Origin of the sequence: Allobosea sp. CCNWLY174 (assembly GCF_037120455.1) — a bacterium.
Lineage (GTDB): Bacteria > Pseudomonadota > Alphaproteobacteria > Rhizobiales > Beijerinckiaceae > Allobosea > Allobosea lupini.
In genome coordinates, this window is record NZ_JBBBBQ010000003.1 from 107,069 (window position 1) to 120,363 (window position 13,295).

12 protein-coding genes and 1 tRNA gene are annotated in these 13,295 nt (G+C 67.0%); 7 read left to right on the plus strand and 6 right to left on the minus strand.

Going from position 1 to position 13,295, the window contains the following annotated elements:
- Window positions 1-12 precede the first annotated feature (12 nt).
- Window positions 13-843, plus strand: a complete 831-nt coding sequence (locus V7S63_RS11480; RefSeq protein WP_336530310.1) for a DUF3108 domain-containing protein — start codon at window positions 13-15, stop codon at window positions 841-843.
- A 9-nt stretch (window positions 844-852) separates the two neighbouring features.
- Here the strand turns inward: V7S63_RS11480 and V7S63_RS11485 are convergent, their stop codons facing one another.
- Both V7S63_RS11485 and V7S63_RS11490 read right to left on the minus strand, forming a co-directional pair.
- Window positions 853-1,527, minus strand: a complete 675-nt coding sequence (locus tag V7S63_RS11485; protein WP_336530311.1) for a hypothetical protein — start codon at window positions 1,525-1,527, stop codon at window positions 853-855.
- Window positions 1,469-2,722 (minus strand): hypothetical protein, encoded by a 1,254-nt coding sequence (locus tag V7S63_RS11490; RefSeq protein ID WP_336530312.1) that lies wholly within the window; start codon window positions 2,720-2,722, stop codon window positions 1,469-1,471. The genes V7S63_RS11485 and V7S63_RS11490 overlap by 59 nt, the downstream gene beginning before the upstream one ends.
- A gap of 188 nt (window positions 2,723-2,910) precedes the next feature.
- Between V7S63_RS11490 and V7S63_RS11495 the strand changes: the two genes are divergently transcribed.
- The 5 genes from V7S63_RS11495 to V7S63_RS11515 all read left to right on the plus strand — a co-directional run bounded on the left by V7S63_RS11495 (window position 2,911) and on the right by V7S63_RS11515 (window position 9,257).
- Window positions 2,911-3,801, plus strand: coding sequence for an alpha/beta fold hydrolase (locus V7S63_RS11495; protein ID WP_091838023.1), 891 nt, complete (start codon window positions 2,911-2,913; stop codon window positions 3,799-3,801).
- A gap of 310 nt (window positions 3,802-4,111) precedes the next feature.
- Window positions 4,112-7,447: a helicase-related protein gene (locus V7S63_RS11500; RefSeq protein WP_336530598.1), complete on the plus strand. Its 3,336-nt coding sequence runs from the start codon at window positions 4,112-4,114 to the stop codon at window positions 7,445-7,447.
- A gap of 19 nt (window positions 7,448-7,466) precedes the next feature.
- Entirely contained in the window at window positions 7,467-7,778 is a 312-nt protein-coding gene (locus V7S63_RS11505; protein ID WP_091838020.1) for an RNA-binding S4 domain-containing protein, read from the plus strand.
- 158 nt (window positions 7,779-7,936) lie between these two features.
- Window positions 7,937-8,272: a ferredoxin FdxA gene (fdxA, locus tag V7S63_RS11510; RefSeq protein WP_091838018.1), complete on the plus strand. Its 336-nt coding sequence runs from the start codon at window positions 7,937-7,939 to the stop codon at window positions 8,270-8,272.
- A gap of 388 nt (window positions 8,273-8,660) precedes the next feature.
- Complete coding sequence (locus V7S63_RS11515) at window positions 8,661-9,257, plus strand: CarD family transcriptional regulator (protein ID WP_091838016.1); 597 nt, start codon at window positions 8,661-8,663, stop codon at window positions 9,255-9,257.
- A 62-nt stretch (window positions 9,258-9,319) separates the two neighbouring features.
- Here the strand turns inward: V7S63_RS11515 and V7S63_RS11520 are convergent, their stop codons facing one another.
- The 3 genes from V7S63_RS11520 to V7S63_RS11530 form a co-directional block, all read right to left on the minus strand.
- Complete coding sequence (locus V7S63_RS11520; protein ID WP_336530313.1) at window positions 9,320-10,189, minus strand: dienelactone hydrolase family protein; 870 nt, start codon at window positions 10,187-10,189, stop codon at window positions 9,320-9,322.
- Between the two features lie 73 nt (window positions 10,190-10,262).
- Entirely contained in the window at window positions 10,263-11,738 is a 1,476-nt protein-coding gene (locus V7S63_RS11525; protein ID WP_091838011.1) for a M48 family metalloprotease, read from the minus strand.
- A gap of 6 nt (window positions 11,739-11,744) precedes the next feature.
- Window positions 11,745-12,575, minus strand: coding sequence for a hypothetical protein (locus V7S63_RS11530; protein ID WP_336530314.1), 831 nt, complete (start codon window positions 12,573-12,575; stop codon window positions 11,745-11,747).
- Between the two features lie 28 nt (window positions 12,576-12,603).
- Between V7S63_RS11530 and V7S63_RS11535 the strand changes: the two genes are divergently transcribed.
- A tRNA-Arg gene (locus V7S63_RS11535) sits at window positions 12,604-12,680 on the plus strand.
- A gap of 257 nt (window positions 12,681-12,937) precedes the next feature.
- On the opposite strand, the gene V7S63_RS11540 is transcribed toward V7S63_RS11535, so the two are convergent.
- On the minus strand, window positions 12,938-13,126 hold the full coding sequence (locus V7S63_RS11540) for a DUF3008 family protein (protein ID WP_091838007.1): 189 nt from the start codon (window positions 13,124-13,126) through the stop codon (window positions 12,938-12,940).
- Between the last annotated feature and the right edge of the window lie 169 nt (window positions 13,127-13,295).

Sequence of the window (13,295 nt, forward strand, 5' to 3'; positions counted from 1 at the left end):
CGGAGCCTCAAGATGAAGCTCGCCTTGTCGCCTGCCAGCAGCGCCCTCATCACGGTGCTGATGCTTGCCCTGCCTGCGCCGGCCGTACAGGCCGCGTCGCTGGATGCGACCTATGACGTCAGCCTGCTCGGCCTGTCGCTCGGCAAGGCCAATCTCGCCGGCGGTATCGACGGCGGCAGCTACAAGCTCGACGCCACCGCCAAGCTGACCGGCCTCGTCGGCAGTTTCACCGGCGGTCGCGGTTCCGGCACTGCGACCGGCAACCTCAACGGCAGCCGGCTCTCGCCGACGGCCTTCGCGGTGTCCTCGGCCAATTCCAGCGAAAGCCGCACGGTGCGCATGGCGCTCGGCGGCAATGCCGTGCAGGCGCTGGCGATCGAGCCGCCGATCGATCCCAAGCCCGATCGCGTCCCGCTCAAGGACGAGCACCAGCGCAACATCATGGATCCGCTCAGCGCCTTCCTGATGCCGGTCGAGGCTTCCGGCCGCAATGGCGGCGCGGCGGCCTGCAACCGCACGCTGGCGATCTTCGACGGCGCGGCGCGCTACGACATAAAGCTGAGTTATTCCGGCACGCGCGAGATCAAGATCGACGGCTATAGCGGCCCGGTCTCGGTCTGCCAGGCGCGCTATGTACCGATCGCCGGCCATCGCTCCCTGCGGCCCTCGACCAAGTTCATGGCCGAGAACAAGGAGATCTCGACCTGGCTCGCCCCCGTCGCCGGCACGAACATGATGCTGCCGGTGCGCATCTCGGTGAAGACGATGATCGGCACCGCGGTGATCGAGGCCTCGAGCTTCAAGGTCGATCCGGGCGTGACGGCGACCGCGACGCGGAATTGAGGTTCCCCATCAACGGCTACGGCCGAGTTCGAACGGGAATGGCACCTGCTCGAAGATCGGCAAGACTCCGATCTTCTGGATCGTCTTCATCTCCCAGTCGTGCAACATGGCCGCAATACCGGCTTCGTCTCGCGCTTCCAGTAAGGGAGCGAGATGGTCAACAATGAGCGCATAGCTACCCTCCGACCAGTAGCGAGATTTTCGGGGGTGCAGCGCCATCCAACGCGCGGTCTCGAGCGCATCATCAAAACGCCCCATCGCTGAAGCCAGCTGGACCTTGTGCAGCGGCGAATTGACTGTCTCACGATAGCCAAACTCTCGATTCTGGTCGAAGCTCAGAAGCGCATCGAAGCTTTCGATGGATCTCAGCATCGGTAAGATGCGTTCCTCCACGACTTGGAGGAATGCATCCTTGAAATTCGGTTGCGACCAGTATCGTGGCTGGTCCTGGCCGGTCGAGAAACCCTCGAGCCAAAAGCCTTGCACGGTTGCGCAGGGGTCGCAGGTATAGCCGATCGAGAAGAATAGATCCGGCAGGTCGGATACCCTCGTACGATCGATCGAGACGGAACGGATGATATGGCGTAGTGGCCTGAGGACGACAAACGGTCCATATCGTACCAAGTCATGGTGCCGAGCTACCAATGTGTCGAGGAGCTCGGCAATTTGCTTCTTCGATGTCACTTGCTCGGCCTGACTTCGAGGACGACGATGCGACGCGCGCTAGCAAAGCCAAATCGCCCTGCGTTCGCCAAAATATCCGAGCGGCGAACGGACAGGCCTCGTCTCCCGGCCTTGAAATCGTAAATGCAAGTGTTCCGTCAGCCCTCAATTCGTAGACGTCATAACGCACTGTATCGGGATAACCGTACCGGCGCAGGGTCTCCGAGGTCGGTTCGCTTAACTCCTTCAAGAACGACCGCTCGGCCTTCAGGTCGGGATAGTTCTGCGTCGTGATTTGGTTGCCCATGTTCGTATGCACATACGTCCCGTAAACGGCCGGTGATGGATATTTGCTCGCGGGCCCGACCGTCGCAATGGCGGCGTCGAGGCGGGACTGCAGTTCGGGCAGATAGCGACAGGCTGCTTCCGCTTCGGAGCGGCTGATCTGGCCGACATAGCCAAGGTCGAAGCCAGGCGCTTCGCTGGGGCGATAATCTCGCGCGTTAAAGGCAATGGTCGCTTCCAGCCCATCGGTCTTGTTTCGCGCCGACAGCCAGGTGAAGAGCGTCAGAGCCGATGTGATCGTGACCTCCGCCGCCGCGGGGGCAGCGGGCAGCAATGGAGCGAACGCCTGCTGCACGGTCGCCTCCCGCTCCGGCCCGCGCTCCGTCCAGGTCGCGCGCGAGACGACTTCGCCATCCGGCCCGCCGTCGCGGATCGTCTGGGTGCGATCCGAGGTCTCGAAGGTGGTCTTGCCGCCCTCGGGCACCGTGACGGTGTGGCGCTCGTCCCAGTCGCTCTTGCGGTCGGGCTCGGCGAACTCGGAGTGGATGGTCGAGCCGTCGCGGTTGACGACGGCGCGTTCGGCCAGCGAGCCGTCGGGGCGCGTGGCGTCCTGATAGAAGGCCCAGCTCTCCTCGACTGTGGTATCAGGGACGACATCGCCGAAGCTCAGCGCGGCCGAGAAGGCACTGCCGAGGTCGCCGGGAAAGTCGGTCCCAGTCGGCGTCGCACCACCGCCACCGCCGCCGCTGGTCCATTGCCCGCCGCCGGTATTGCCGGCCGGCACGCGCGGCTGATCAGGATTGTATTTGCAGGCGAGCTCGTGGCGAAGCAGCCGCGTCTGTGCCTTTAAAGAGACGAGTCTGCGGCGCAGAAGGACGATCTCACGCCAATGTGCACTGCCATGGGCTGAAGGCTGCGGCTGATCCGGCATGGCGTGCTCCCCTGTTTTGAGCGCGCCATTCTGAGGCCGCCGGAAGCGCGGGGGATGAGATCGCCGCCCATCCCCGCCGGCACTTCGGCTACCATGCCTTCCCGCGCATGCAGGCTCTGCCCCTGCGTGGATTGCGGAACGCTCGTTCGAGGCGCTAGCCTTCCCGGCGATTCGGTTCCGGAGCCGTCATGTCCAGCGATTTCGCCTTGCCGCCCGGCCTCAGGCACCGCCAGGTTGTCGTGCGGGACACCGTTCTCCACGTCGCCGAGGTCGGCGACGGGCCAGCAGTCCTTCTGCTGCATGGCTGGCCGGAATTCTGGATGAGCTGGCTGCCGGTGATGAACCGGCTGCACGGTGAGTTCCGTCTGATCGCGCCCGATCTTCGCGGTTTCGGCGACAGCGGCAAGTCAGCGACGCCGCGCAGCGATGTCGGCGCCAACGCCCATGCCGACGACATCGCGGCGCTATTGGACGCGCTCGGCACCGGGCCGGTCGGCGTCGTCGGCCACGATGTCGGCGCCTATGTGGCGCAGGGGCTGGCGCGGCGTCATCCGCAACGGGTCGAGAAGCTCCTGTTCTTCAACTGCCCGACGCCGAGTGTAGGCTCGGCCTGGGTCCGCGACGGCCATGTCAACGAGATCTGGTACCAGTCCTTCCAGCAATTGCCGCTGGCGGAGCAGTTGATCGGCTCCAGCCGCGAGGCCTGCGCGCTCTATCTCGGGCATTTCCTGACGCATTGGTGCCATCGCAAGGATGCCTTCGCGCCGGTCTTCGACACTTACGTCGAGAACTTCATGAAGCCCGGCAATCTGCGCGGCGGCTTCGACTGGTATCGGAGCCAGAACGCGGCGCGGATCGCCGCGATCGACGGGCACCCGGCTCCCTCCGTGCCGATCCATCAGCGCACGCGGGTCCATTGGGGCCGGCACGACCCGATCCTGAAATCGGAGTGGGCGAGCTTCCTGTCGCATTATTTCGACGATGTGGAGGTGAGCTTTTGCGAGGGCGCCGGCCATTTCGTCCATGTCGAGGCGCCGGATGAGGCGGCGCAGGTCGTGGCCGATGTGTTCGCGGATTAACTGGCGGCTTATCGTCTACCGTATTCCTCGGAGTCCTCTCGCGTTCTGGCGCACAACACCTACATGAGCGAAAGCGGCCCTCGCGCGCGCAAGTCGGCGAAGGATGAAGAATGAGGACGATTCAAAATCTTGTGGTTTTTGAATCGCTTGCCGCAATATCTCGCCGTGAACGAAACCTGATTCTGTGGGAGTCAGCGATTCGGCCTCGCTTCGTTCCGGACTCGTTCTGTTCACGGATCGGGTTGCCTTCAGGCGGCTCGACCCGGTAGGGCTTGCCCCGCCCGGGCTGCAGGAAAGCTCCAGCGTCTTGATCCAAACCCGTTCCCTTCCGCCTTCGCTCCGCGCTCGCGGCGTCACGGCGGTGCTCGGACCGACCAATACCGGTAAGACCCATCTGGCCATCGAGCGGATGGTCGCGCATCCCACGGGCATGATCGGCCTGCCGCTGCGCCTCCTGGCGCGCGAGGTCTATCAGCGTGTCGTCGACAAGGTTGGGCCACACGCCGTCGCGCTCGTCACCGGCGAGGAGAAGATCAAGCCGGAGCGGCCGAGCTTCTGGGTCTGCACGGTCGAGGCGATGCCGCGCGACCTCGTCGTCGATTTCGTCGCCATCGACGAGATCCAGCTCGCCGCCGATCTCGACCGCGGCCATGTCTTCGCCGACCGGCTGCTCAATCATCGCGGCCGCGAGGAGACGATGCTGATCGGCGCCGGCACGATGAAGCCGCTGGTCGAGCAGCTCATCCCCGGCGTCAACGTCGTCTCGCGGCCGCGCCTGTCCAACCTGTCCTTTGCCGGCGACCGCAAGATCACCCGCCTGCCGCGGCGCTCGGCGATCGTCGCCTTCTCGGCCGAGGAGGTCTACGCCATCGCCGAGCTGATCCGCCGGCAGAAGGGCGGAGCGGCGGTGGTGCTGGGGGCGCTCAGCCCACGCACGCGCAATGCCCAGGTCGAGATCTACCAGTCGGGCGATGTCGACTATCTCGTCGCCACCGACGCGATCGGCATGGGGCTCAATCTCGATGTCGACCACATCGCCTTCGCCGGCGACAGCAAGTTCGACGGCCATCACTATCGCAAGCTCAACCCGGCCGAGTTCGGCCAGATCGCCGGCCGGGCCGGGCGGCATCTGCGCGACGGCACCTTCGGCACCACCGGGCGCGCGCCGCCCTTCGATCAGGACCTGGTCCAGGCGATCGAGGATCATCGCTTCGACTCGGTGCGGCAGGTGCAGTGGCGCAACTCCGATCTCGACCTGCGCTCGATCCCGGGGCTGCTCGACAGTCTCAATATCCAGCCGCAGGAGCCTGGGCTGACCCGGGCCCTGATCGCCGAGGACATGACGACGCTGGAGATCCTGGCGCGCGATCATGACGTCTCGCGGCTGGCGCAGGGCAAGCCGGCGGTGTCGCGGCTCTGGGAGGTCTGCGGCCTGCCCGACTATCGCAAGATCGCACCGATGCAGCATGCCGAATTGGCGACGACGCTCTATCTGCGCCTGATGCGCCATGGCCGGCTCGATCCGGACTGGTATGCCGGCCAATTGGCTGCGCTCGACCGGGTCGATGGCGAGATCGACACCCTCTCGGCCCGCATCGCCCAGGTGCGGACCTGGACCTATGTCGCGAACCGTCCGGACTGGTTGCCTGATCCTGAGCATTGGCAGGGGGTGGCGCGTCTTGTAGAGGACAGGCTGTCGGACGCTTTGCACGAACGGCTTGCCAGCCGATTCGTCGATCGGCGCACGAGCGTGTTGATGCGTCGCCTGCGGGAGAATGCAATGTTGGAGGCCGAAGTCACCGCGACCGGCGATGTCCTGGTCGAGGGTCAGCATGTCGGATTGCTGCAAGGCTTCCGTTTCACGGCGGACCCGAAGGCGGGTGGTCCGGAAGCGAAAGCTTTGAACGCTGCGGCGCTGAAGGCGCTGGCTGGCGAGCTCGAGGCACGCGCCTCGCGCGTCGTACTGGCCGGCGACGATGCCTTCGTGCTCTCGCATGATGGGTTGGTGCGCTGGATCGGCGAGCCCGTGGCGCGCCTGGCCGCTGGCGAGAAGGTGCTTGAGCCGCGCCTGCGCCTGATGATCGACGATCACCTGCCGGCCCAGGCCCGCGAGCAGATCGAGACGAGGCTGGCCGCCTGGCTGAAGCATCACGTCACCAAGCTGCTCGGCCCACTCCAGATCCTGGAGAACGCCGAGAGCGTCAGCGGCATCGCCCGCGGCATCGCCTATCAGGCGGCCGAAGCGCTCGGCGTGCTCGAGCGCAGCAAAGTCGCCGAGGAGATGAAGACGCTCGATCAGGAAGGGCGGGCGGGCCTGCGCCAGCTCGGCATCCGCTTCGGCGCCTTCCACCTCTATGTCCCGGCGCTGCTGAAGCCGGCACCGCGGGCGCTCGCCGCCCAGCTCTGGGCGCTGAAACACGGCAATCCGGAGACCGCCGGGCTCGACGACATCTCGCATCTCGCCTCCTCCGGCCGGACCTCGTTTCCGGCCAACAAGGAGATCCCGAAGGGACTCTATCGCGCCGCCGGCTACCGCGTCTGCGGCGAGCGGGCGGTGCGCGTCGATATCCTCGAACGCCTCGCCGACCTCATCCGTCCGGCGATCGCCTATCGACCTGGCGTGACGCTCGGCCAGCCGCCGGTTGGCGCTGCCGATCAGGACGGCTTCGTCGCCACCGGCGCGATGACCTCGCTCGTCGGCTGCGCCGGCGAGGATTTCGCTTCGATCCTGCGCTCGCTCGGTTATGTCTCGCAGAAGCGCCCGGGCCCGGCCATCACGGTGCCGCTCGCTGTTGCGCCCGCGCCGGCCGCGACCACGCCGGCAGTCCCGGTGGAGGCCGTGGCCGAGGCGACTGACGCGCTTGATGAAGCGCATTCCGTCGACGTCGAAGGTGCGGTCGAAAGCACGGACAGCGTCGCTGCCGCGGGTGAAACCCCGGATGCTCCGATCCTGACCGATGCCGAGGTCGCTGCCGCTCCGACAGAAGACGACGTCGCCAGCCCGGCCGAGCCGGTGCCGGCCGATGCGATGTCGATCCTGGCTCTACCGAGCGACGAGCCGGTGGCGGAAGCCGCGTCCCAGCCCCAAACCGAGATGGCCGAGCCTGTCGTTGCCGCCGAGGCGGCAGGCGAGCTTGCCGCTGCGGTCGAGGTGACTGCGCCTGCCGAGCCCGAGTTGATCGAGATCTGGCGGCCTCATCGCCATCAGGGCGGCCGTCGTCCCGAGCAGGGGCAGCGTGGACGCCGGCCCGACCGCCGCGCCGGTGCTGCCGAGGCCGCTCCCGTCACGGGAAGCGGCGAGGGCAAGCCGAGCGGGCAGCGTCCGCCGAATCGCAACCGCTGGCGCGAAGGTGGCTGGAACGGCCCGCGCCCGGCCGGCGGCGAGCCTGCGGCGCAGGACGGTGCTGGTCGCAATGCCCAGGGGCGTGACGGGCGCCCCGAGCGTGGTCCCCGGCCCGAGTTCAAGCGTGATGGCGGCCGCCCCGGTGGTGGTCCGCGTCGCGAGGAGCGTGGCGGCAAGGAGCAGCGCTTCCAGCAGCCGGCGCGGCCGCGCCCGGCCGAGCGCCAGCCCGATCCGGATTCGCCCTTCGCCAAGCTGCTCGCCCTCAAGGCCCAGCTCGAGGGCAATGACGGGCGCAAGCGCTGACGCAGCGTAGGGAGGCTGCTTGCGGGACGATCGGCAACGCCTCGACAAATGGCTCTGGTTCGCGCGCTTCGCGCGGACCCGCCCCGCCGCTGTGCAGCTGGTGGAGGACGGCCATGTCCGCATTGCAAGTAAGCGCGTCGAGAACCCGGCGCTCGGGGTGAAGCCGGGGGATGTCCTGACGCTGGCTTTGCCGCATGCGACGCTGGTGGTGCGCGTCACTGCCTTCGCCGAGCGGCGAGGCTCCTACGAGCAGGCGCAGACGCTGTATGAGGTCCTGAGCGGCGGCGAACGCGGCGTTCCGTCGCTTGCGCCGGAGGAGCCGAAGGGATAACGCGGAGGCTGCGCGGGACGTGTCAGCGTGCCTGCGAAAAATCTTCTCGAAACGGTTGTTTCGATGGAAGTTTGATCTCGTTTCCGGTCGTGACAGGGCCTTGAAACATTCTCTCGACCGGCTCTAAAGAAGCGCCGGCCGATTGGAAGGACAGCGCCATGACCTATGTGGTCACCGAGAACTGCATCAAGTGCAAGTACATGGACTGCGTCGAAGTCTGTCCGGTCGACTGTTTCTATGAAGGCGAGAACTTCCTCGTCATTCATCCCGACGAGTGCATCGACTGCGGCGTCTGCGAGCCGGAATGCCCGGCCGAGGCGATCAAGCCGGACACCGAGCCCGGCCTCGACAGCTGGCTGCAGCTTAATGCGAAGTTCGCTGCGAGCTGGCCCAACATCACGCAGAAGAAGGACTCGCCGGCCGACGCCAAGGAGTTCGACGGCGTGCCCAACAAGCTCGAGCTTCTGTCGCCGGAGCCCGGCGAAGGCGACTGAAGTTACCCTTCGTCAGAGCCTGATCGAGGTTAACCATGGCCGGCCGCAACGCGGCCCGGCGGCATTCGCATTCCGTTTACCTTTGATTCGGCGCGAATTTTGTGGTATCCACAAGCCACAGTCGAGTTCTTTCCGCCTGCCCCTGCGAGGTTACACAAACGGGGCACTCCCAGAGACGACAGCAGGCCCGACCGGTCAGAATGCCCGGCGTGTTGCTGTCTTCGTGTCTGGTGGCCAGCAAGAAACAACTGACTGAGGGAGCATGTTGTGTCGGGAGAAGAGCCAGAAGGCTTGCCCGTCACGTCAGGCAGAGTGCCGCCGGTCATCCCGGCCAGCGGCTGAAAGTCGCGTCTCCGCTCCGGCGGAGAGATGCAGGAGTCGAAACGGCATGTCCACTGCGAAGAAGACTGTTGTGCGCCAGGGCTTCAAGACGGGCGAGTTCGTCGTCTATCCGTCCCATGGCGTCGGTCAGATCACGGCGATCGAGGAGCAGGAAGTCGCGGGCTTCAAGCTCGAACTCTTCGTCGTCAGCTTCGCCAAGGACAAGATGACCCTGCGCGTCCCCACCGCCAAGGCGGCGAGCGTCGGCCTGCGCAAGCTCGCCGATGCCGACATCGTCGGCAAGGCGCTCTCGACCCTGACCGGCCGCGCCCGTGTCAAGCGCACCATGTGGTCGCGCCGCGCCCAGGAATACGAAGCCAAGATCAATTCGGGCGATCTCGTCGCCATTGCCGAGGTGGTGCGCGATCTCTATCGCTCCGAAGCCCAGCCAGAGCAGTCCTACTCCGAGCGCCAGCTCTATGAGGCGGCGATCGACCGGATGACCCGCGAGATCGCGGCCGTCGAGGAGATCACCGAGACCGAGGCGCTGAAGAAGATCGAGGGTCAGCTCGCCAAGTCGCCGCGCCGCGCCGGCAAGGGCGAGGCCGCCGAGGCGGCCGATGCCGAGGAAGGCGACGAGGACCTGCAGGAGGAGGCTGCCTGAGGCAGCTTTCCGCTATCGGATAGCAAGAGCCCGGCGGATCGCTCCGCCGGGCCTTTTTTGTATCAGGCCGCACCGGTCTCTGCCGCCAGGAAAGCCACGGTCCGCTCCCAGGCGAGCTTGGCGGCCGCGGCATTGTAGCGCTCGGCGCTGGTGTCGTTGAGGAAGGCGTGGTCGACGTCCGGATAGACGATCGCCTGGTAAGTGATGCCGGCCGCCTTCAGCGCCGCCTCATAGGCCGGCAGCCCCTCGACCAGGCGCGTATCGCGAGAGGCGTGCTGGATCAGCAGCCGGGCCTTGATCTGCGGCACCTTGGAAAGATCCGGCGAGCGGCCATAGAAGACGACGCCGGCATTGAGCTCCGGCGCGCTGACAGCGAGATCGTTGACCGCGCCGCCGCCCCAGCAGAAGCCGACTGCCCCGACCTTGCCGGTCGTGTCCGGCCGGGACTTGAGGAAGGCCAGAGCCGCGCGCCCCTGCGCAACGACATCCTCGGGCTTGAGCTGCGCGAACAGGGCACGCGCCGCGTCGGCATCGGCCGGCGTGCCGCCGAGGGGAGTGAGGAAATCGACGCCGAGCGCAGTGAAGCCGGCGAGCGCGGCGCGGCGGGTGACGTCCTCGATATGCGGATTGAGGCCGCGGTTCTCATGGATGACGACGACACCGCCCCGCTTCGCCTGGGCCTTCGGGGTGACGAGGTAGCCCTTGAGCCTGACTCCGCCGACCGTCTCATCGATGCGCCTGCTCTCGATGCGGGCGTCGTCGGCCGCGACCTGCTGGGCCTGGGCGTAGTTCGGCTCCAGCAAGGCGAGCGCAGCTTCCGCCGCGGCGGCCGAGCCGGCGATGGCGATCAGCCGGTTCATGAAGCTGCGGCGGTCGAGCGGCTTGTGGGTGTATTCGTCGTAGAGTTCGACGATGCGGCGATCGAGCGCCATGGCTGCCTCCCTGTCCTGACGACGGCCGGGAGGCTAGCACAGGGCGCGCCGAAAGCAGCCGGCGCGCTGCGCGCTATTCGCTCACGATCTTGTAACGCTGGCCGGGCGTCAGCCTCGCGTTGCGCTCCAGCCCATTGAGAATCAGGAACTGCTCCAATGGCCGATCGGTCGAGGCCATGCGCTCGGCTAGGCTGGCGGGCGTGTCGCCGGCGCCGGCCGTGACGAGCCGGATCCTCAGGGGGCTGACCGATTGCGCGTCGCTGGCACTGAGATTGCGGAAGCTGTCGAGCAGAGCGCGCATGGCGCGTTCGGGATCGTTCTGGCCCTTGGCGGCGAGGATGAAGCGGTAGACCCGCGGCCCGGCCTGGACCGCCGCAAGGCGGAAGGTCCAGTCGGCGCCCTTGCCGGAGGTCACAGCCGCCGGCAGGCCGCCGACGGTCAGCGACTGCACCTCGGCCGTGGCGACCCCGTCGATCCAGCCCGACGCCACGTAGGATTCCAGCGTCTGGCCGGCCTTCAGCGCGACCGAATCGAAGCGCAGCGCCTGCGAGCCGTCATTGCTGACGCCGACGACCATCTCGCGCGCGGCCTCCAGTTCGAAGCCATCCGGCGCGGTGAAGGCGATACGCAGGGCGCTGTTGAGGTAGCGGCGGCCGCGTACGACGCCATCGGCCGGGTCGTCGCCGAAGGCGACGCCGTCGACCACGGCGAGCCAGCGCGCGGCGTCGCGTTCGCCGAGGCCGGGCGCGCCGATCTGGCGGGCGCCATTGGTGACGGCGGCGACGCGCTCGGGCGTCGAGGGGTGGCTGGAGAGGATGTCGAGCTTCTTGTCGCCGCCGCCCTGCTGGCCGGCGCGGAAGCTGGTGTTGCGGCCGAGCGAGACCAGGAAGCGGCCGGCGCCATAGGGGTCGTAGCCGGCGCGGGCGATGTTGCGCACGCTGATCTGGTCGGCAGTGAGCTCCTGCTGGCGCGAGAAGCGGGCGAGCGAGAGCTTGGAGCTCTGCTGAACGGCGGCTCCGGTCGTCGGATCGTTCAGCACCTGCGCCACGACCTGGCTGACCAGCGCCGATTCCGCCTCCATCTCGGCGCGCTCGACGGCGTGGCGCGCCGTGACATGGGCGATCTCGTGCGCCATCACCGAGGCGATCTCGGAGGAATCGTTGGCCAGCGCAAGCAGCCCGCGGGTGACGTAGAGCCGCCCCGTCGGCAAAGCGAAGGCGTTGACGATCGGCGAATTCAGGATCGTCACCTCATAGGTGCCGATCTGGCCCTCGCCGGCCTTGGCGAGGCGGGCGATGATCGCTTCCAGCTCGGCCTTGACCTGAGGGGCGCGGTATTCGCCGCCGAAGGCCGCAAGCAGGCGCTGGTGCTCGCGGTCGGTGCCTCGCTGCAGGCTGGCGACGCGGGGCGCCGGCTCGCCGCCCGGCTGGTTGAGCGGTGCCAGGACGGAATTCTGGTCACCGAAGCAGGCCGCCAGCAGCAAGGCCGGCAGCACCGCGGCGACGAGGCGCCCCCGGATCGGCTGACGATGTCGCTGAACGTTCCGCATCGGCCCCTAGTCGATCAATTCCAGTGCACTACGCGTCTGCGCCTCGATCAGGAGGCCATCGCGCCCCTCGACCACACCGCTGACGCGCACGCGTTTACCTGTCAGCGCCGACGCGGTCCAGCCGCTGCGCTGCAAGTCACGCCAGAGCGCACGCGACAGAACGATGCTGCCACCCGCGCCACGCCGCCGTTCGAAGTTGAGATAGGTCCGCTGTGCCCGCTCGCCCACGGCAGCGATACGCCCCTCGACCACGACGATCCGGCCCGCCTGCGCTTTCATCGCGGAGGCATCATGGCCGTCGATGACCGGCAACGCCACTGCGGCAAAATTGCCCTGGGTTGCGGCCGGCGCGAGGCTGCCGGCCTTGCCTGCCACCGCCGGCCGTGGCTCGGCCTTGCGCCAGAGTTCGTTGCAGGCGGCAAGGCCGGGCTCGGGCAGCCGCCGCGCCGCGCCTGCGGCGAGAAGGGCGGCGCTCAGATCGGGCTGGCCGGCGAGCGCATCCGTCCCCTCGGCTGCGAGCAATCGGGCCGGCACACGCCCCCAGCGATCGGGGCCGCCGAGCGGTACCAGCCGGAATTCGCGCCCATGCCAGCGTGCCAGCTGCGCGGCGAAATGCTCGCGCTCGGTCTCGTTATGCCGTGGCGCCAGTCCGGCCAGCCTGATGGTCCGTCCATCGGCGAGCTGCGGGTCGCCATGCCGGTCGAGGCCGGCGAGGCGGACCTGCTCGGCCGCTTCCCCCGGCGCGCAAGCGTCATCTGCCGCCCGCACCATCGAGGCGCATGCGGCCATGACAGCGAGGACGCAGATAATCACTGCAAAGGAAGGCTTCACCTGCATCGGCTTTATGCTAAACGCAAGGACGTGCGTCCCGGTAGCTCAGCAGGATAGAGCAACGGTTTCCTAAACCGTAGGTCAGGGGTTCGAATCCCTTCCGGGACGCCATAAATCCTGCCTGCTCGAAAGTGAGGGGCCGCAATCCTGCGATCGCGTCAGGATTCGTTTAACCTCGGCGTGAGGCGCCAGGGAACTGCAACCTGGCATACTTCATTGCACGCTCACCTTGCACAGGAGGCGAGCATGCAGCTGGTTTTCGCAGTCACTGTCGGCATGGCCCTGATCGCTGCCATCTCATGGGCAGCCGCCGAACGCTGGAAGCTCTGATCTGAGCACCGGGCAAGAGGGCCGATATCTCCAAGCGCTCAGTGTTTCGTGACGTGCTCAGGCTTTCCCTTGCGCTTGGTCGAGGCCAACTCGTCGAGTTGCTTCTCGGTCATCGACTTGGCCATCGACTTCGAGGCGCCCTTTAGCTCGCTCTTGGGGATCTCGCCCCGCTTGGCGGCGAGCGCGGCTCCGGCCGCCTTCTGCTGCGCCTTCGATTTGGCTGGCATCGTCCATCCTCCGATGTGAGGGCTGTCGAGCCAGCAACCCGTGCGTGCGGCGATGGTTCCGGAGATGAGAGCTCCGAGCCGGCTCGCCTCGCGTGGCGATCTTGCGAACACTGCAGGCTTGCCCTTGCTCGCGAGGCCCTTGCTCGCGAGGAGTGGGCGCGGCAAAGCT